Origin of the sequence: Corallococcus sp. BB11-1, from assembly GCF_026626625.1 — a bacterium.
GTDB lineage: Bacteria > Myxococcota > Myxococcia > Myxococcales > Myxococcaceae > Corallococcus > Corallococcus soli.
Genome location: NZ_JAPNJY010000001.1, coordinates 759,640 through 779,059, shown reverse-complemented (window position 1 = coordinate 779,059; position 19,420 = coordinate 759,640). Strand labels below are relative to the sequence as shown.

At 68.2% G+C, this 19,420-nt stretch carries 17 protein-coding genes; 8 read left to right on the top strand and 9 right to left on the bottom strand.

Annotated elements, in window-relative coordinates:
* Positions 1–110 precede the first annotated feature (110 nt).
* A complete protein-coding gene (locus OV207_RS03315) occupies positions 111–257 on the top strand; it encodes a hypothetical protein (RefSeq protein ID WP_267552514.1) in 147 nt (48 codons plus the stop codon).
* 148 nt (positions 258–405) lie between these two features.
* Here the strand turns inward: OV207_RS03315 and OV207_RS03310 are convergent, their stop codons facing one another.
* The 3 genes from OV207_RS03310 to ettA form a co-directional block, all read right to left on the bottom strand.
* Complete coding sequence (locus tag OV207_RS03310) at positions 406–1,146, bottom strand: hypothetical protein (RefSeq protein ID WP_267552513.1); 741 nt, start codon at positions 1,144–1,146, stop codon at positions 406–408.
* Positions 1,139–2,305 (bottom strand): AAA family ATPase, encoded by a 1,167-nt coding sequence (locus OV207_RS03305; protein WP_267552512.1) that lies wholly within the window; start codon positions 2,303–2,305, stop codon positions 1,139–1,141. Before OV207_RS03305 ends, OV207_RS03310 begins: the two co-directional genes overlap by 8 nt.
* A gap of 66 nt (positions 2,306–2,371) precedes the next feature.
* Positions 2,372–4,051, bottom strand: a complete 1,680-nt coding sequence (gene ettA / locus OV207_RS03300) for an energy-dependent translational throttle protein EttA (protein ID WP_267552510.1) — start codon at positions 4,049–4,051, stop codon at positions 2,372–2,374.
* Between the two features lie 188 nt (positions 4,052–4,239).
* On the opposite strand from ettA, the gene OV207_RS03295 reads away from it, so the two are divergent.
* From OV207_RS03295 to OV207_RS03285, 3 genes are all read left to right on the top strand, one after another.
* On the top strand, positions 4,240–5,187 hold the full coding sequence (locus tag OV207_RS03295; RefSeq protein WP_193346340.1) for an ABC transporter ATP-binding protein: 948 nt from the start codon (positions 4,240–4,242) through the stop codon (positions 5,185–5,187).
* A gap of 37 nt (positions 5,188–5,224) precedes the next feature.
* Positions 5,225–5,986: an ABC transporter permease gene (locus OV207_RS03290; protein ID WP_193346339.1), complete on the top strand. Its 762-nt coding sequence runs from the start codon at positions 5,225–5,227 to the stop codon at positions 5,984–5,986.
* 145 nt (positions 5,987–6,131) lie between these two features.
* Positions 6,132–7,745: a serine/threonine protein kinase gene (locus OV207_RS03285; RefSeq protein WP_267552507.1), complete on the top strand. Its 1,614-nt coding sequence runs from the start codon at positions 6,132–6,134 to the stop codon at positions 7,743–7,745.
* A 27-nt stretch (positions 7,746–7,772) separates the two neighbouring features.
* Here the strand turns inward: OV207_RS03285 and OV207_RS03280 are convergent, their stop codons facing one another.
* The 4 genes from OV207_RS03280 to treZ all read right to left on the bottom strand — a co-directional run bounded on the left by OV207_RS03280 (position 7,773) and on the right by treZ (position 13,238).
* Complete coding sequence (locus OV207_RS03280) at positions 7,773–8,189, bottom strand: VOC family protein (protein ID WP_267552505.1); 417 nt, start codon at positions 8,187–8,189, stop codon at positions 7,773–7,775.
* Positions 8,190–8,257: 68 nt separating this feature from the next.
* Positions 8,258–9,688 carry a M20 family metallopeptidase gene (locus OV207_RS03275; protein WP_267552503.1) on the bottom strand — a complete coding sequence of 477 codons (1,431 nt, stop codon included), beginning with the start codon at positions 9,686–9,688 and terminating at the stop codon, positions 8,258–8,260.
* Positions 9,689–9,826: 138 nt separating this feature from the next.
* On the bottom strand, positions 9,827–11,104 hold the full coding sequence (locus tag OV207_RS03270) for a discoidin domain-containing protein (RefSeq protein WP_267552501.1): 1,278 nt from the start codon (positions 11,102–11,104) through the stop codon (positions 9,827–9,829).
* 349 nt (positions 11,105–11,453) lie between these two features.
* Positions 11,454–13,238 carry a malto-oligosyltrehalose trehalohydrolase gene (gene treZ / locus OV207_RS03265; protein WP_415835699.1) on the bottom strand — a complete coding sequence of 595 codons (1,785 nt, stop codon included), beginning with the start codon at positions 13,236–13,238 and terminating at the stop codon, positions 11,454–11,456.
* A gap of 417 nt (positions 13,239–13,655) precedes the next feature.
* Between treZ and OV207_RS03260 the strand changes: the two genes are divergently transcribed.
* From OV207_RS03260 to OV207_RS03245, 4 genes are all read left to right on the top strand, one after another.
* Positions 13,656–14,321: a hypothetical protein gene (locus OV207_RS03260; RefSeq protein ID WP_227026703.1), complete on the top strand. Its 666-nt coding sequence runs from the start codon at positions 13,656–13,658 to the stop codon at positions 14,319–14,321.
* Positions 14,318–14,773: a hypothetical protein gene (locus OV207_RS03255; RefSeq protein WP_193346333.1), complete on the top strand. Its 456-nt coding sequence runs from the start codon at positions 14,318–14,320 to the stop codon at positions 14,771–14,773. Before OV207_RS03260 ends, OV207_RS03255 begins: the two co-directional genes overlap by 4 nt.
* Before the next feature lie 106 nt (positions 14,774–14,879).
* Positions 14,880–16,028 (top strand): AAA family ATPase, encoded by a 1,149-nt coding sequence (locus OV207_RS03250; protein WP_193346332.1) that lies wholly within the window; start codon positions 14,880–14,882, stop codon positions 16,026–16,028.
* Positions 16,029–16,173: 145 nt separating this feature from the next.
* Positions 16,174–16,605 (top strand): DUF5335 family protein, encoded by a 432-nt coding sequence (locus OV207_RS03245; RefSeq protein WP_193346331.1) that lies wholly within the window; start codon positions 16,174–16,176, stop codon positions 16,603–16,605.
* A 104-nt stretch (positions 16,606–16,709) separates the two neighbouring features.
* Here the strand turns inward: OV207_RS03245 and OV207_RS03240 are convergent, their stop codons facing one another.
* Both OV207_RS03240 and OV207_RS03235 read right to left on the bottom strand, forming a co-directional pair.
* Entirely contained in the window at positions 16,710–17,525 is an 816-nt protein-coding gene (locus OV207_RS03240; protein WP_267552496.1) for a M57 family metalloprotease, read from the bottom strand.
* A gap of 322 nt (positions 17,526–17,847) precedes the next feature.
* Positions 17,848–19,242, bottom strand: coding sequence for an MBL fold metallo-hydrolase (locus OV207_RS03235; protein ID WP_193346329.1), 1,395 nt, complete (start codon positions 19,240–19,242; stop codon positions 17,848–17,850).
* Between the last annotated feature and the right edge of the window lie 178 nt (positions 19,243–19,420).

The window sequence follows — 19,420 nt, the reverse complement described above, 5'->3', positions numbered from 1 at the left end:
CCCCCGCTGGGGACGACCATAGCGGCACCGCCCCCGCCCTTGAAGCCCGGCGGGAAACACTGTCCACCAGCGGGGCTCGCCCCGGGGCGTACCGGGGAAACAGGGGGCCCATGGCGGAGGATTCCGACGAATTTGCCCGGGCCCGGGAACAGATGGGGCGTCACACCATCCCAGAGCTCATCGACCTGCTGGAGAGCGAGGACGTGCGCACGCGCTTCCTGGCGGAGATGTGCCTGAGGGACGCGACCTCCACCTGACTCCACTTCCAGCCTGCGGGTCCGCGGGCCGAACGGGAGGCGGCGGTGAAGGAGTGGCGCGACTGGTGGGCCGCGCACCGGGAGACGTTCAAGAAGCGGTGGGGCTCACGCAGTGGGTGATGGTGCGCGAGCCAGGAGCAAGGCTCAGCTATCCACCGCGAACAACAGGGACCAGTCGTTCCCGGACTTCGTCCAGGAATTCGGCCAGGCCCACTTTTTTACCCCGGGTTCGAAGCACGTCCAGGGAAGTGGAGCGCAGACACTCTTCCTCGCGTTCCAGACGGCCAGAGGTCAGTGCATCCAGCACTTTCTTGGCATCTTTCTTCGCGCCGTGCTCTTGGGCCGTCAGTCGGTGGGCATCGCGAACAGGATGGAACGAGAGGCGCTGCTCTTCCTGACGGAGCACGTCCTCTTCGGATTCCTTTGCATCGAACCCAGCGAGCACCCAGCACTCCCGCTTGGGCTCCGCCACACCGATGACGACCTCGAACGGCCAGGGCTTGTCATCGCGGGCCTGCTCCAGACCGTTGCGTCGCTCCGCATCCGCATCACTGTCACGAATCAGCATCACGGCCTGCGGCTTCGGCTCTGCATCCACGAAAAGCAGGAGCGCACGCCGGGCCATCAGGGCATCGGGTTCACCGGGCTTGTTGCCGAAATAGCCAAAAAGGCCCCGGAGCCCGACACGCGTGGCCTCGGCTTTCACGGAGGCCCATCGAAGGAATGGCTCCGCAGGCGTCAGCCCCCGCCACCTGCGCTGCGTGTCCAGCATCGCGTCGTCAAGCCAATCGATGGCTTCGACCAATACGCGGTCGGCGAGCGCGCAGGCGGTATCACGGTCTGAACGGGCCTCACAGACCACACCAAGTTCGTACGCGGGCTCACTCATGCGGAGGGGACGCAGGTACCTTTTCCATCCAGCTTTCGCCCACCGTGCTCCAGAACTCCCCCGGGCTCATCAAGCCCTTCCACTTCTCGAAGTCGGGGTGCGCAGTCAGCTTTTCGCAGCGCGCGAACCCGTTCTCCGCCAGGAAGGTCATCCGAACTTCCTCTGGCTTCAGGTAGTTCAAGATGAAAGGGGAGTGACTGGTCGCCACGATCTGCAACTCTGGGTCGTTCTTCTGAATGGTACGGAGAACTTCGATGAGCTTCCCCTGAGCGGTAGGGTGGAGCGACAATTCAATGTCATCAATCAACACCAGTCGCGGCTTTGGAGGCCCCATCAGCACCGTCAGAAGCCCGAGAACCATCAAAGTCCCCTCGCCCGCCGAGTCCGCTGGAACCTCTTTCGCCCCCTGCATGTCCAGGACGATACGATTACCCCAGAGGGTGCGTCTCTCAGACACTTGAGTCTTCTGCTCATCAAGCGCAATGGTGCGCAGACTGTTCTGCGCGACCGCAGCGCGCTCAATGCGAATCCTTCGAACAGATGGGACAATCCGCTTCAGCGCCAGCTCGATTTCCGCGAAAAGCTCATCATGGCTCAGCTTGAGGTAGGCCAGCGTGGAGGCGAGCCCTGCTCCATCACTTACGACTTCGGGCACGGGAATTTCGCTGTACGATGCTTCAGCCAGTTTTCGCGGCTCGAAGCGCAAGATGGCGGTTGCCTTGAGCAACGCTCCTAGCGCGTCGTAGCGGTTGATCTCGTTCGTCGAGTAGCCTCGACTCGACAGCACCGAGCCATCCGTAACTGATAAATCCTCTCCGCCCCATTTGCCGCGAACAGGAACATACTGCTCAGGAGTGTGACGCTCGCCCTGTATCAACGAGCCACGCAGATGAACTTCTCCGCGTATACCTCCCCAGATGCCAAAAAACTTCAGTGCACCAGGCTGAGTTGATCCGAACGAGCGGAGTTCTGCTGGGATCCAGGAGGCAGTCATCCGTCCAATAAGAGCTGGCGCAACATGAGTGGCCAGCATCCGCAGCCCCTCCAACACAGTCGTCTTCCCCGACGCATTGGGCCCGACCAGCACGGTGAACGGTTCCAGCTCCAGGTCGAGCGAGCGGTACGCCTTGAAGTTGCGGAACTGCACCTTCTCGATCACGCGTGCACCCTCCTCCGCCCTACGACTCCGCCCCAGTCAAACCAGGGCGGAGCCTGAACCACCGTCTCAGTTCTTCTGCAGCGGCCGGTAGCGGATGCGGTGCGGCTCCAGCGCGTCCGGGCCCAGGCGCTTCTTCTTGTCCGCTTCGTAGTCCTCGAAGTTGCCCTCGAAGAAGAACGCCTTGCTGTCGCCCTCGAACGCGAGGATGTGCGTGGCGATGCGGTCCAGGAACCAGCGGTCGTGGCTGATGACCACCGCGCAGCCCGCGAAGCTGAGCAGCGCGTCCTCCAGGCTCCGCAGCGTCTCCACGTCCAGGTCGTTCGTCGGCTCGTCGAGCAGCAGCAGGTTGCCGCCGCTCTTGAGCATCTTCGCCAGGTGCAGCCGGTTGCGCTCGCCGCCGGACAGGTCCTTCACCCGCTTCTGCTGATCCGTCCCCTTGAACGCGAAGCCCGCCAGGTACGCGCGGCTGGGCACCGTGCCCGCCTTGCCCAGGTCGATGAGGTCCAACCCGCCGCTCACCTCCTGGAACACCGACTGCTCGCCGTTCAGCGCGTCGCGGCTCTGGTCCACGTAGGCCATCACCACCGTCTCGCCAATCTTCAGCTCGCCCGCATCCGGCTTCTCCACGCCCGTCATCATCCGGAACAGCGTCGTCTTGCCCGCGCCGTTGGGCCCGATCACTCCCACGATGCCGCCGGGCGGCAGCTTGAAGTTCAGCTCGTCGATGAGCAGCCGCTCGCCGTATGCCTTGCGCAGCCCCTTCGCCTCCACCACCAGCCCGCCCAGCGGCGGACCCGGCGGGATCATCACTTCGCCCGTCACGTCCCGCTTCTGCTGCGACTGGTTGAACAGCTCCTCGTACGCGGCGATGCGCGCCTTGCTCTTCGCCTGACGCGCCTTCGGAGACGCCCGCACCCACTCCAGCTCGCGCTTGAGCGTCTTCTGACGGTGGCTCTCCGACTTCTCCTCCAGCTCCAGCCGCTTCTGCTTCTGGTCCAGCCAACTGGAGTAGTTGCCCTTCCAGGGCACGCCCTCGCCCCGGTCCAGCTCCAGAATCCACTCCGCCACGTTGTCCAGGAAGTACCGGTCGTGCGTGATGCACACGATGGTCCCCGTGTATGCCTTCAGCGCCTGCTCCAGCCACGCGACGCTCTCCGCGTCCAGGTGGTTGGTGGGCTCGTCCAGCAGCAGCAGGTCCGGCTTCTCCAGGAGGATGCGGCAGAGCGCCACGCGGCGCTTCTCACCGCCGGACAGCTTCGTCACGTCCGCGTCGCCCGGGGGCAGGCGCAGGGCGTCCATCGCCATCTCCAGCGTGCGGTCCAGCTCCCAGCCGTTCGACGCGTCGATGGCGTCCTGGAGCCTCCCCTGCTCGGCGAGCAGCTTCTCCATCTCCGCGTCGCTCATGGGCTCCGCGAACTTCGCGCTCACCTCATTGAAGCGGTCCAGCGCCTGGCGGATCTCCTTCAGGCCCAGCTCCACGTTCCCCTTCACGTCCAGGGAGGTGTTGAGCTGCGGCTCCTGCTCCAGGTAGCCCACCTTCACCGTGGGGTCCGGCTGCGCCACGCCGAAGAACTCCTTGTCCACCCCCGCCATGATGCGCAGGAGCGTGGACTTGCCGGAGCCGTTGGGGCCAATCACGCCAATCTTGGCGCCAGGGAAGAACGACAGGTAGATCCCCTTGAGGATCTCCTTGCTGTTCTTGACCTTGCGCAGGTCCTGCATCGTGAAGATGAAATTCTGGGCCATGGCGGCCTCCTGGGTGTCATGCCGAAGCGTGAGCGGGCCTGAGCGGATAGCAGGGAGCCCCATCCGGCTCAAGGCGTGAACGCACTCCCCGTGTCCCGCTGGACGGGCTGCGTCACGCGGACGGGGCCCCGGGACGGCCGGCCGCTTGGGCAGCGAACCCGGCGTGAAGGTGTTAGAGGAAGCCCGCCATGTCCGAGCCCGTGCCGACGACGCCCGCCCTGGAGCTGCAGGGCCTCTCCAAACGCTACGGAAACTTCACCGCCCTGCACGCCGTGGACCTCAGCATCCGGCCCGGGGAGATCTTCGCCCTCCTGGGCCCCAACGGCGCCGGCAAGACGACCCTCATCGGCAGCGTGTGCGGCCTGGTGAAGAAGTCCGCCGGCACCATGCGCGTCTTCGGCAAGGACCTGGACCAGGACCCCGTGGGGCCCCGCTACCAGGTGGGCCTGGTCCCGCAGGAGATCAACTTCGACCCGTTCTTCTCCGTCGCGGAGTCGCTGCGCATCCAGCAGGGCTTCTACGGCCAGAAGCGCGACGACGCGCGCGTGGACGAGGTCCTCACCGCCCTGAACCTCCAGTCCAAGAAGGACTCGCTCACGCGCGCCCTGTCCGGCGGCATGAAGCGCCGGCTGCTCATCGCCAAGGCCCTGGTGCACCGGCCCCGGCTCGTGTTCCTGGATGAGCCCACCGCGGGCGTGGACGTGGAGCTGCGCCGCGACCTGTGGACGTACGTCCGCAAGATCGCCAGCGAGGGCACCACCATCGTCCTCACCACCCATTACCTGGAAGAGGCGGAGGAGCTGGCGGACCGCGTGGGCATCATCAACGAGGGCCGCCTGCTCATGGTGGAGGACAAGGACACCATCCTGCGCCGCTTCGGGGAGAAGCGGTTGGTCGTCACCTTCTCCGAGAAGCTGCCTGCCCTGCCCCCCGCCGGCCAGCGCTTCTCCGCGAGCCTGTCCCCGGACGGCCGTACGCTCACCTACGTGGAGCGCGAGAACTGCGCCCCGTCTGGGGAGCTGCTCCGCTCGCTCTACGCCGACGGACTGCCCATCTCCGAGGTGGAGACGCGCCGCCCCCGCCTGGAAGACGTGCTCATCGAAATCCTCCGCGGCCGCCCCATGCAGGCCGCCTGACACCCCCGCCCTTTCTGGAAGACCCGCCCCACACCCCATGAACGTCCTCGGGATGCAGACGCTGTTCGCGAAGGAGGTCCGGCGCTTCATGCGCGTGCCGGGCCAGACCGTCCTGTCGCCCCTCATCAGCACCACGCTGTACTTCATCGTCTTTGGCTATTCGATCTCCGGCCGCGTGCACGAGGTGGAGGGCCACCCGTACCTGCACTTCATCGTGCCCGGGCTGGTGTTCCTCGGCATCGCGAACAACGCGTTCCTCAACAGCAGCTCCTCGCTGTTCATCACCAAGATCCAGGGCACCGTGGTGGACCTGCTCGTCGCCCCCCTGGGGCCCGGCGAGCTGATGGTGGGCTTCGTCGGCGGGGCGATGATTCGCGGCCTCGTGGTGGGCCTGCTCACGTGGGTCGTCGCCTCCGTGTTCTCCGGCTTCAGCCTGGAGCACCCGCTGGCGACGCTCTACTTCCTGTTGCTGTCCAGCTACGTGTTCAGCGTGCTGGGCATGCTCGCCGCCGTGTGGGCGGAGAAGTTTGAACAGATCAACTTCTTCCCCACGTTCGTGATGCTTCCGCTCACGTTCCTGGGCGGCGTCTTCTACTCCGTGCGCGAGCTGCCCTCGCCCTGGAGCCAGGTCAGCCTCTTCAACCCCATGGTCTACATGGTGGAGGGCCTGCGCTACGGGATGCTGGGCAGCAGCCCGTTCTCGCCGTTCGTGGGAGGCGCCATCCTCGCGGCCACCGCCGCGGTCGCCACCGGCGTCACGTACGGCGTGCTGCGCTCCGGCTACAAGATGAAGGCCTGAGGCACCGGGCCTCCGGCGCCTGCCGCCTGCCTGCCACCTCCACGGGTAGGGAGGCGAGCCCCTCCCCGCCGCACAGGCTCCCTGTCTTTTTGGAAATCGGCTGTTTCCTGCCCGGTGAGAAAGAGCGATATCCTCTGCTCACCTCATGGCGGTCGCGTTCGGGAAATATGAGCTGCTGAAAAAAATCGCCTCGGGCGGCATGGGACAGGTGTTCCTGGCGCAGGAGCACGGGACGGGCTTCGAGCGGTTGGTCGTGCTCAAGCTCATCCTCCCGCACCTCGCCGAGGACGAAGAGTTCCTGGACATGTTCCTGGAGGAGGCGCGGCTCGTCGCGCGCCTGTCGCACCCGAACCTCATCACCATCCTGGACCTGACGGAGATTGAAGGCCGTCACTGCCTGGCGATGGAGTACGTGCAGGGCGAGGACGTGCGGCGGCTGGACCGCTTCTCGCGCAAGCAGGACAAGCCGCTGCCGGTGGGGCTGGTGGTGCGCATCATCGCGGACGCGGCGGCGGGCCTGTCGTACGCGCACGGCGCGCGCGACGGTCAGGGCCAGCCGCTCCAGTTGGTGCACCGGGACGTGTCTCCGCAGAACGTGCTCGTCGGCTTCGACGGCGGCGTGAAGGTCATCGACTTCGGCGTGGCGAAGGCGGCCACCAGCGGGCAGCAGACGGCGACGGGCGTGCTCAAGGGCAAGTACCCGTACATGTCCCCGGAGCAGGCCAACGGCCAGCCGGTGGACGGCCGCAGCGACCAGTTCGCGCTGGGCGTGGTGATGTGGGAGCTGCTCACCGGCAAGCGCCTCTTCAAGGGCGACACGGACCTGATGACGCTGCGGCTGGTGCGCGACTGCCAGATTCCGCCGCCGTCGCAGCTCAACCCGAAGCTGCCGCCCGGCCTGGATGAGGTGCTGCTCAAGGCGCTCGCGCCCACGCCGCAGGGCCGCTACCCGGACTGCGCCGCGTTCCGGCTGGCGCTGGAGGACTACGCGCTCAACCTGCGGCTGCCCTCCAGCAGCGCGCACCTGGCCGCGTACCTGCGGGACCTGTACGCGGAGCGCATCGCCGCGGAGTCCGACCCGTCCAAGCTGGACCAGCTGGCCGAGGACGCGGACCTGGATTCGCAGTCCAACTCCTCGCGCAATGGCATGCCCACGTCGGGCGCGCGGGGGCTCGCGTCGTCGCGCGCGTCGAAGCTGGTGGGGCCTCCGTCCCGTCCGCCCACGCGCGTGGGGCCGGAGGCCACGCGCGGCACCGCGGCCCTGGCCCCGGTCGTCCAGAAGCGGCGCGCGTGGCTGCCGTACGTGGCGGGCGGCGTGGCGTTGGTGTTGAGCGGCGCGGCGGTGGTGTGGCTGCGCGGCGCGGAGACGGCCGTCCCCCAGGCGCCCGTCGCGACGGTCACCCAGACGCCGGAGGCACCCCAGGGGCGCACGCCGGAGACTCCCGCGCGTCCCACCCCTCCGGAGGACCTCCCGCCCCAGCCGGTGCGCCTGCTGGTGACGAGCGAGCCGCCGGGCGCCACGGTGCAGGTGGCGGGCGAGGAGCGCGGCACCACGCCCGTGGCCCTGCCGCTGGTGCCCGGAGAGCCGTCGGTGGCGGTGACGCTCGCGCTCAACGGGTATGAGCCGGTGACGCGGCAGGTGTCCGCGGCGGACGCGCCCACGGTGGCGGTGGCGATGCAGCGCCGGACGGCGCGGACGCCGAACACGCCCAAGAAGCCGCCGTCCTCGTCGTCGCTGGGCATCAAGACCGGGCGTTGAGGCTCCGCGCGCCGGCGATGCCCGCGCTCAGGCCTTCCGGCGTGACTCCGCCGCCACGATGACGACGTAGCCGTCCGGGTCCCGGACCCAGAACTCCCAGCGGCGCGAGTTGCGGTTCTCGTGGGGCGCTTCCACCCACGCCAGCTTCAATCCCTGCGCCGCCTGGACCGACGCCTCGAAGTCCGTGGTCTCGAACCAGAGGAGGACCCCGTGCCCGTGCGGCGCCGAGTCCGGCCCCATCAGGTTCGGGTGCTCCTCCAGGTCCCAGGCATGCAGTTGCAGCACGGGGTCGCCGTTGCTGACGAGCATGTCGTACTCGTCGCCGCCGTGGGTGCCCTCGCAGCCGAGGAGCGCCTGGTACCAGCGGCTGCTCGCGGCGACGTCGCGGACCGCGATGAGGGGCTGCGCTCGGACCTGGGGGGCCCTGCGGGGCGTGCTCGGCATGAGGCCTTCCTTGGACGTCGGTTCCTTCCGGAAGACGGGGCCCGCGCAGGCCCCGTCCCGGAAGCGCGCTACCGCTTGAAGTGCTCCGCGATGACGCTGGCCACGCCGGCGGTGAGCTTCTTGCCGGTGGGGATGTGCAGGAACTCGTTGGGCCCGTGCGCGTTGCTGCCCGGCCCCAGCAGGCCGGTGATGAGGAACTGCGCCTCCGGGAAGCGCTCGCCCAGCATGCCCATGAAGGGGATGGTGCCGCCCTCGCCCATCGCCATGGCGGGCTTGCCGAAGCAGGACTTGGACGCGGACTCCACCGCGCGCGACAGCCAGCCGGCCAGGGGCGGCGCGTCCCAGCCCACGCTCGCCTTGTCCCCGTCGAACGTCACCTTCGCGCCGTACGGCGGATCCTTCTCCAGCACGTCCTTCAGCGCCTTCGCCGCGACCTTGGGGTCCACGCGCGGCGGAATCCGCATGGACAGCTTCAGCGTGGTGAAGGGGCGCAGCACGTTGCCCGCGCTGGCGAGCGCCGGCATGCCCTCCACGCCCGTCAGCGCCAGCGCCGGACGCCAGGTGCGGTTGAGCACCAGCTCCTCGCCGTCCTTCGTCACCGGGCCGGAGCCCTCCACCCAGGGGAACTTGGTGTACAGCTCGTCGCCCAGCGTCTGGGCCGCCGCCTTCGCCTGTTCGCGCCGGCCCTCTGGAATCTGCGTGTGCAGCGCGTCCACCTTGATGTGGCCCGTCTGCTCGTCCTCCACGCGCGACAGCAGCTGCCGCAGGATGCGCATGGACGACGCCACCACGCCCGTCGCGTCACCGGAGTGCACGCCCTCCGTGAGGATGTCCACGCGCAGGTTGCCGGCGACCATGCCGCGCAGGCTGGTGGTCATCCAGAGCTGATCATAGTTCGCGCAGCCCGAGTCCAGGCACACCACCAGCGACGGCTTGCCGATGCGCGGCGCCAGCGCTTCGATGTACGCGGGCAGGTCGTAGCTGCCGGACTCCTCGCACGCCTCGATGAGGACCGCGCAGCGCGCGTGCGGCACGCCCTGCTCCTTGAGCAGCCGCAGCGCGGACAGCGACGCGAACGCCGAATAGCCGTCGTCCGCGCCACCGCGCCCGTAGAGCTTGTCGCCCTCGCGCACGGGGGTCCACGGCGTCAGGCCCTCGCGCCAGCCGGTCATCTCCGGCTGCTTGTCCAGGTGCCCGTACAGCAGGACGGTGTCCTCGCCGCGCGTGCCGGGGACTTCCATGTAGATGACGGGGGTGCGCTCCTTGCCGTCCGGCGTCTTCAGCCGCACCACCTCCACCGTCAGCCCCGGCAGGTGCGCGGCCTGCGCGCGGCACCAGTCGGAGATGAGCTGGACGGCCTGCTCCATGTGCCCGGACTTCACCCAGTCCGGGTCGAAGGCGGGCGACTTGTTGGGGATGCGGATGTAGCGCTCCAGCGCGGGCAGGATTTCCTGCTCCCAGATGCGCTCGGACGAGGCGAGGGCTTGGTCGACGTTCATGGCGGCGCCATGCTGCCCACCCCGGCGCCCCCTGTCGATGGAAAGCCCCACCCGGCCCCCCGGTCGCCGGGCGCGCGGCCTGCCGTCTTGCGTCAGGCCGCGCGGAGTCCGGGTTTCCCGAGGGGTCTGCCTCACCACTTATGGCTGGATTTCACGGACACTCAGCCACTTGAAGTCCACGTCGTTCGCGTTGTCCCAGCGGAACACCGCGATGGGGCCGCCCCAGGTGATGGGCATGGGCCCGGTGGCGCCGCCGCAGTGCTGCGCGTCGCCGCCCCACGCGCCCGCGTCGGTGTGGTCATAGACCTTCTTCCACGTCACCCTGTCCGCGTTCTCGTTGACGTACATCTCCAGCTTCACGGCCGTCCTGCCGCTGACGGTGACGTTGCGCATCACCGACTTGAAGCCCACCCAGCGGCCCTTGAGCGCGGAGGTGGCGGCCTTGTAGGGCGTCTGCTCGTAGGAGACATGCCAGGTCTCCTTCTGCCAGCGCGCGCGGCCGTCGTAGTGGAGGCCGGCCTTGTAGCTGCTGCCCTCACAGCCGGAGTGGTCGTTGTTGTGCTTGCCGCCCCGGGCGTACCAGTCGAAGTTGTCGGATGCGACGGACGCGCTGTTGAGCTTCACGAAGCCGGTCATCTCCACGTTCTTCCAGTCGTTCGCGGCCTGCATGTAGCCCCGGCTCGCGAGCACGTCCCGGTCGTAGGTGGGGATCTTGTTGTCGTCGTAGCCGGTGGACGTGAAGACGCTCAGCCGCACCTGCGAGTCCCTCACCTTCCAGGAGCCGTCGCTGTTGCGGGTGAGGGTGTCCTGCGGGTTGAACCGCCGGTCCGACGTGGCGTTGTCCGCCAGCGTCCACGCCTCCCCGCCCGCCTTCGACGGGTAGAGCATGGTGACGCCGAAGCGGTCCCGGCCCACGGGCGCGGGCAGGTCGCCGGTGATGGCGGCCCACTCGGCGATGCTGGCCCAGGCGTTGAGCGAGTTGCCGTTGACCGTCACGCGCACATAGCGGGCGGTGCGCGTGGCGAAGGTGTAGCGCTCGAAGTTCGCGGTGGTGCCGGACGACTTCGTGGAGACGGCCGTCGTCCAGGTGGCGCCGTCGGTGGACGTGGCGAGGACGAACGTGTTCACGCGCCTGTTTCCTTCGTGCCAGGCGATGTCCACGGCGGACAGCGACTTCACGGCGCCCAGGTCTCCCCGGAGCCACTGCCCCACCCCCAGGCTGGACCAGCGCGTGGCGAGGTTGCCGTCGACGGTGGCGGACGGCCGGTTGCCGTCATCGCCGCTGGCGGTGACGGCGGTGAAGCCCGACGCGGCGAGCGCGGGACCCGCGGACACGAGCAACGCGAGCGCGCCCGTGCTCGCGACATGACGCTTCCATCCCCCCCGGGATGCCTTCAACCCATGCGTTTGGGACAAGGTGCTTCCTCACGACTGGGCCGCGAAGGGACGCACGTCTTCAGGGCCCGGCGGAAGCGGCCGGACCGGTGACGTCGCGCGAGCGCTCGCGGCACGTGGACCTGCTGGCGTCGGTGCCGTCCGCCCTGCCGGGAGCAGGCAGACTCCAAGGGACTCCCGGACGGCGCGCGATGCGTCCTGCGCGGTGTGGCGAGCCCCACTACCGGCCCTCCGCCCGGTCCATTCCCAGACAGGGATGTTTCAGCCCCTGAAACACCACGGCCCGTCTGCCCCTCTTCCGGGGTGACGGGCCGTGCGTGGATTCAGGTCTCGCGTTGCGTGCGAGCGTGTGACGCCGGGTCCGGGTCTGCTACTCGCGCAGCCTCACCACCGCGGCCGAGGGGCCCTCCAGGCGCACGACGTTGCCCGTCAGCGGTGATGCCTCCACGGCGCCACCGAAGCGCGGCGACTCGCTCCACAGCACGATGCCCGCGCTCGCTTGCGGCGGCAGCGCGTGCACCAGCGAGCCCCGGAGGTTCACGATGACGAGCAGCGTGTCGCCCTCCGCGCGGCGCTCCAGCACGAAGGCGTCCGGCCCCAGGGCGCGGGCGTCGTGGGCGCCGGTGCCCTGGCGGTTGGACAGCACGGGCTCCGTGGCGCGCAGGCGCAGCAGTTCCTTGTAGAGCGCGTGTACACCCGCGTGCCTGGGGTTCTCCGGCTCGCTCCAGTCCAGCGTGGAGCGGGTGAAGGTGTCGCGGTCCTGGGGGTCCGGCACCTGTTCACCCTTGAAGCGCGAGAAGCCGGAGAACTCCTTGCGGCGGCCTTCCGTGACGAGCTTGCCCAGCTCCGCGTTGTGGTCGGTGAAGTAGAGGAACGGCGTGCTCGCGTTCCACTCCTGGCCCATGAAGAGCAGCGGGGTGAACGGCGACAGGAGCAGCAGCGTGCTCATGGCGCGGTAGGCGGCCGGGGACACGTCCTCCGACAGGCGGTTGCCGAAGGGCCGGTTGCCCACCTGGTCATGGTTCTGGATGCAGTGGACGAAGTGCCACGGCGCCAACCCTTCTGACGACGTGCCGCGCGCGTGGCCCAGGTTCTGGGACTTCTGGCCCTGGTAGAACCAGCCCTGGCGCAGCGTGGTGGCGATGTCCTCCGCGCTGCCGGTGTAGTCCTGGTAGTAGCCCTCGTGGTCGCCCGCGAAGGCGCGGCGCAGCTGGTGGTGCAGGTCATCCGCCCAGACGCCGTCCAGGCCGTAGCCGCCGTCCTTCACGGGTGTGACGAGCTTGCGCTCGTTGCGCTCGTCCTCCGCGAAGACGACGACGCGGCGGCCGTTGCCAGCGGCGTGGGCGCGCTCGACGATTTCGGCGAGCAGGTGCGGCTGGCCGTCATCCACCAGCGCGTGCGCGGCGTCCAGGCGCAGGCCGTCCGCGTGGTAGTCGCGGATCCACATCTCCACGTTGGACAGCACGAGCGAGCGCACGAAGGGGCTGCCCTCGCTGTCGTAGTTCACCGCGTCGCCCCAGGGCGTGTGGTGCTTCTTCGTGAAGTAGTGGGGCGAGTACGCGCCCAGGTAGTTCCCGTCCGGCCCGAAGTGGTTGTAGACGGCGTCGATGAGCACCGCGATGCCGTGCGCGTGCGCCGCGTCGATGAGCCTTCGCAGCCCCTTCGGCCCGCCGTAGGTGGCCTGGGGCGCGAAGAGGTCCACGCCGTCGTAGCCCCAGTTGCGGGCGCCGGGGAAGCTGGCCACGGGCAGCAGCTCCAGCGTGTTCACGCCCAGCTCCCGCAGGTGCCCGAGCTTGGGGATGAACGCCTCGAAGGTGCCCTCCGGCGTGGCGGTGCCCACGTGCACCTCGTAGATGACCAGCGACTTCGGATCCGGCCCCTTCCAGTGCAGGTCCGTCCACCCATGGTCGGCGACGACGACCTCGGACGGGCCGTGCACCCCCGCAGGCTGGGAGCGCGACCACGGGTCGGGGAACGGGTCGCCGCCATCCAGGCGGAGCTTGTAGCGCAGGCCGGCGCCCTGTCCGGGCAGCGCGCCGCCGAAGCAACCCTCCGCTTCCGGGGTGAGCGGCAGCGTGCGCAGGACGCGGTCCTCCGCGTCGTACAGCACCGCCTCCACCTGCTTGTGGCCGGGAGCCCAGACGCGCCAGCGCACCGCGGGTCCATCCTCCACCCAGGCACCCAGCCGCGGCGCAAGGGAACGTGATTCAGTCGATTGAGCCATGGGTGCCCCTGTTAATGCGCACGCGCGGGTCCGGGGAGCATCCCTTGGCGGCCCGGGGCACCGGTGTTCACGGGCCGACCTCTGGGAGCCCGCGAGTGCGGACCGGCGGACGGAGGGCCGCAGGCCCTCCAGGCGGATCGGCAGCGACAGGGCATCCGCTACATCCTGTTGGAAGCGCACGACCCTGGAGGTAGTATCCGCACCCGGTGAATGCCTGCTTGCCCCGTGGCGGGTCCTTCTCTACCCTATTTCAAGTCTGTCGGCTTTAATTACACTTCCTTGAATTGCATGAATTGACATGATAGTGAACAATCCCCGGGAGCGAGCTTTCCAGCCAAGACATCGACCATGGGGATTCAGCGAAGCTGCCGCCTGGTGTGGTTGGGATTGCTCGCCGTGATGGTGGGCTGCTCCACGCCGAACCCCGATGTCCGGGTGCGTGTGCTGCCGGATGGACGCATCCAGGTGACCGGACCTCTTGCGGGCCCCTTCAAATCCACGGCGGAGCTCGCTGGGAACGCCTGTGAACTCATCACCCGGCAACCGGGTGCGTCGTCAGGTGAGTACGGGATTGAGTACTGCGCGTTGATCTACTTCTCGAGCGCGGAGGACGCGTTCTACCTCAGCCATCTGTCTGACATTCAGGGCAGCTACAAGGGTCAGACAAAGTCATGCCTGGTTCCCACCGACCTGGATGATCCCCAGCACCTGGACGCCATCATCCTGGGGAGGGGTCACAGCCATCCCCACAATCGGCGCTTCTCCCAGAAGGACCTGGGCGAAAAGCGCCGGTGGTTTCCCACCCGGATCGCTGATTCACGAACCGGCAAGGTGCTCGACCGGGAGCTGCTGCTCTTCTACCGGGAGAAGGCGGGCCAGTGCCGCGCCTACCAATACAACTATGCCGCACGCGTCGTGAGTGCGCTCCGCGAAGGAGCCTGGGTCCCCATCGGCGCGGTTCTCGACGACGAGGGCAACATCGAACTCCATGCAGGACAGGACTGGACGCCATGACCGAACTCAGGCGCATGCGGAGACTGGCTGCGGCCCTCGTCGGGATTGCGTTCTGCGGACTGGTGCAGGGGTGCAGCTACTTTGGTTATTACAAGTACGAGCGTCCAGAGCGAATTCCCAAGGAGGTCGGGGAGCGCATCCGGGACCCCGACCCCAAGACATTCGTTGCCACCACCACCCTGGATGGTCCCACCCTGGCGGCGCTCCAGGTCGCGCTCGCTGACTTCATGCCCCCCGGAGTGAAATCCTCCGGCGACTACGAACCGCTCGTGCGCTGCTTCAACCGCCGCGACGTCATGGACGTCCGCATCAACAAGGTCAGCGACGACCTGTACCTCGTCAGCTTCGCAGCCAACCTGGATCGCTGCGGTCTGCATCCCGACATCGTCGTGATGGACGCGGGCGCGACCTACCTCATCGACGGCCAGGGCCGCATCCTCGACATCCGGTAGCGGCGGGACGCGCATCGCGCCCTGCCCGGGTGGCTTGTGGCCCCCGGGCCCTCCCGGGATGATGGGGCGTCCGTCGCACGCCGCCCTGTCCTGGAGTCCACCGAAGATGCCCCCCCGCCCCGGCGCCGAACCCACCCCCTTCCCCGAAGGCCCGCCCGTCCAGGAGCGCGTGGCCGCCCTGGAGGTGCTGTCGCCCCAGGACATCGACGCGCGCCTGGGGGACCTGGGCTACCGGGGCCAGCCCGAGGCCCGCCGCGCCGCCGCCGTCATCGCCTACCGCCACCTGCGCCGCATCCGCCGCCTGTACCTGGAGGGCCTGGAGCCGGAGCCCGGCACCCGCGAGAACGCCCTCTTCCTGGGCCCCACCGGCTCCGGCAAGACGTTCCTCGTGGAGCTGATGTTCCGCGAAATCCTCGGCGTGCCCACCGTGCTCGCGGACGCCACCCAGTTCTCCGAGACGGGCTACATCGGCGATGACGTGAGCAGCCTGCTGTCCCGCCTCTACGAGGCCGCGGACCGCGACGCGGAGTGGGCCGCCTGCGGCGTCATCTGCATGGACGAGTTCGACAAGCTGGCCACCAGCCGCTCCGACAGCCGCTTCTCTGGTCAACAGACCACCAAGGACGTCAGCGGCTTCGGCGTCCAGCGCAGCCTGCTGCACCTGCTCTCCGCGTCCAGTTCCACCTTCCCCCCGGACTTCGGCTTCACCAGCCGCATCCGCGCGGAGACGCTGGACCTGTCCTGCCTCACCTTCATCGCCTGCGGCGCGTTCAGCGGTTTCCAGGGCACCGCCCTGAACATGACCCACGTGGAGCGCGTGGGCTTCGGGCGGGACCCCGGCAAGGGCGGCACCCGCGACGCGGAGTCCATCGCCACGCGCATCACCGAGGAGCACCTGGAGAACACCACCGCGTTCTCCCGCTACGGCTTCATCCCGGAGCTCATCGGTCGCTTCAACCGGCTGGTGTCCTTCGCCCCGCTGGACGCGGCCACCCTGGGCGACATCCTCCAGAACAACGTGCTGCGCACCTGGGAGCGCGAGTTCGAGCACGAGGGCCTCCAGCTCACCGTGACGCCGGAGGTGCGCGATTGGATCGTCGCCCGCGCCATCAAGCGCGAGACGGGCGCGCGCGGCCTGCGCACCGCGCTGGCCCCCGTGCTGGAGGCGGCCGCCTACGAGCACTTCGGGCACGGCCGCGCCGCCACCGTGCGCCTGGTGCTCAAGGACGACGCCGTGCACGCCCTGCGCGACTGAGCGCCCCTCCCCACCGTCGGGGGCAGCCGACACGGCGGGGCCCGGTCCGGGGGGCCCCCGACGCGACGGTCAGTCGGGCCCGTCCTTCATCCGCGCGTCACAGGCCTTACGGTTGAGGCACACGACAGCGCGCGGAGGCGGCTTCATGGCACACACCAGCAAGGAAATTCCCAGGGACCAGTGGGCGAGCTACCTCGCCGACATCAGCCGGCGGGTGCGCAACGAGCGCGTGCGCGTGGAGTCCATCGTCCGCGCCCAGCCCAGCACCCGCACCCAACGCGTCACCCTGGAGTCCCTCAGCGAGCAGACCGGTGACCAGGACATCGCCCGGAGCCTGCCGCTGGTGGAGATCTCCCTGGAGCTGAAGGGCAGCGACACCGGCGCGGTGCAGATCATCGTGGGCCACGACGACGACGCCATCACCCACCGCGTCCTCGAACCGGAGCGCATCAGCGCGGAGGTGGACTCGGACAGCGGCGCGCTGGAGTGCCTGGAGATCATTGAGCGCGGCAGCGGCAAGCTGCTCGTCTTCTTCGAGCGCGAACTGGACGTGGACAGCCCGACCCTCCACGGCTGAAGCGGGCCCGGCCGGAAACGAACGCGGGACCGACGAGAGCGAAGAGGCTCCCACCGGTCCCGTGCGCGCGGCATCACCCGCGCGAATTCAGCACGTCACGTCGCTCACGGGTACAGCGCGCGGGCGCCCTGCTTGTCCAGGGTGGTCAGCACGAGGTCGCCCGTCTGGGTGCCGTTGCACTGGGGGTAGTGCATGACCGAGGCGCGGTCGTAGGTGGAGGTCAGCGCGCGCCACTGGGAGTCCTCGTAGCAGCCGGACGCGGTGGAGCGGGTGTGCTCGTGGCGGAAGCCCAGCGTGTGGCCCAGCTCGTGACGGATGACGCCCGTCAGGGACCACGCGCCCGTGCTGGTGAACGCGCTGCTGTTCACGAGCACGTTGCGGCCGGAGCGGCTGGAGTTCGGGAAGAACGCGCGCGCCACGTAGGACTGGCCGCTCACCGGGCGCACGTCGAACAGCACGCCGGTCTGGCTCGCGGTGCAGGACGCGTCGTACTGGGACAGGTACGTGAAGTTGACGTTCGCCGTGGCCTCCCAGGCCGCCGTCGCGCTCGCCATCGCGTTGACCATCTTCGTCTTGTTGGCGCCGAAGTTGTTGCTGATGCAGTACGTCAGGTTCATCTTCTGCGTGGCGTTCCACTTGATGTCGCCGCCGATGTAGTACACGGCGAGACCGTCCTGCGACTGGCCCAGCTTGGCCTCCACGACGTTGTGGAAGTAGGCCGCCAGCTCCTCCTCGGACTCCAGCGCCTCGTCGCCGTTGACGATGATCTTCCCGCCCTCCCACGGCTCACGCACGGCGCTCGCCCTGAACTCCTCCCACGACGGCGTCACTTCGGCTTCCTGCTGGGACTCGGGACCACCACAGGCGGCACCGAGCAGCGAAACACCGGCCAGCATCGCAACAGAGCGGAACTTGAGCATTGGGAACTCTTCCTCTGTCCTACGGGGGATTGCGCCGCCACCGCCTGGCATCTCCGCCAGCCGCGACAGCTGCGTGCCGGCCCATTGAGCAACTGTCGGGCCAAGTTCCCGACAAACCCTCTCAGGGGGAGAAAATCCGAAAACGCGGGATAGCTGGAGTGACTTCACTCCACGCCCCCGCGTCTCCGTTGTCACCCTTCGTGACGTTCCCTTGACCAAGTGCCCTGAAGCACTGGGCTTTCCATCCCCTGTTCACTGCGTCCGGGAAGAAGACAGGGGGGTGTCCTGCTTCCGGTCAGCCTTCTTGCTTCTCTTTGAGCTCCTAGAGGATGGCGCGGCGCACCTTCCAATAGGTCTCCTTGGCCATGCGGAAGGCGCTGGAGTCAGCGGGCAGCAGGGTGCGCAGCAGCTCCGCGGACTGGGTCTGGAGGGGTCGCACGCAGTGGGCATCCAGTTGGTGGCGCAAGTAGCCCACCATGTCGCGGCTCTTGTACTCGTGGAAGTAGTTGCGCAGCTCCGCCTCCGTGCGGGCCTTGCCGTTGTCCGCGTACTTGGCCACGTAGGGGCTGAAGTCCGGATAGAGGCTGCCCTTGCCGAAGCCGCCGTGGATGGTGGTCTTCATGAAGTTGCCGATGAGCAGGTCGTCGAACACCTGGTACTTCACGGCGGTCATCAGCGAGCCCCGGGGCGCTTCGAAGGTGATGCCCTTTTCGAAGCGGCGCTTGTTGAATTCGATGACGTGCTCCCTGCCGCCCACGCGGAAGCGCAGGAAGTCCATCACCGTGCCCAGGTGTTCGACGGCGCGGAAGTACTGCTCCAGCTGCTTCACCTCGTCCGGCTCCAGGCACTCGCTCCAGTCGTCACCGTACTCCCTGGGGTCCACCGGCGTGAGGGTGCGCTCCCTGGGGTTGATGGAGACGGAGGAGTCGTTGGTGAAGTCGTGGCGCAGGAAGGCCGGGAGCATCTGGCAGGTGTTGGAGCTGAAGCCCCGGGCGTAGTCGGGCAGCGTGGTGGTGTACTCAGCGGCCCAGAGGCTGTCGGCGCGCTGGTACTTGTGCATGGAGCTGAAGGGGACGAAGTAGCGCACCCCGTACGTCTCCGCCTGCCGCGCGATGGTCTGCCCCACGGGCGTCTTCGCCGCCGCGTACGGGAGGATGCGCTTCCCGTCCTCGGTGAAGAAGTTCATCATGTCCGCGTCGCCGTAGCCGGACAGGGCCAGCAGGAAGGTCTCGTCGTATTCCTTGATGACCCGGCGCACGAAGCGGCCCTGGCCGCGGTCCCCGGAGTCGTTGAGGTTGACGATGAGCCGGCCGCCCACCTCCACCAGCAGCACCGCGTCCTGGTTCACGTCCGGCAGGCACAGCACGCGGATGCGCGGGGACAGCCGCGTCCACTCGCGGTCCGCCAGCACCTGGACGCGGAAGCCCGCCTCGCGCAGGTCGTCCCGCATGCGGTGGCCCACGTGGTTGGGCACCAGCAGGGTGCGCTCGCGCAGCTTCTCCAGCGACTCCATGCTCAGGTGGTCGGGGTGGCCGTGGGAGAGCCACACGTAGGCGCAGTCACGGATGGCCTGGCGCTGCTCTTCCGGAATCTCGTGCGACAGCGTCCAGCTGCCGAAGTACGCCGTGCCGTCCGTCCAGGGGTCGGTCACCAGCACCGGCCCGTTGTCGTGACAGATGAGTGTGGCGTTCCCAATCGTCTCGAAGCCCAGCTCCATCGTTGCGCGCCCCCTTGAAACCCCCACGTCGCCCATGCGCGTGTTGGGTGAGAAGGTGGCACCCGCCCCTACGCCTACAAGCTTGGGAAACAACCTTCATGCCCGGCCGGCCGCCCTCCGCGCCTGCGACCCAGGAAAAGGCTTTCCCTTGTCAGGTGGCTCCGCGCCCTCCCGGGTG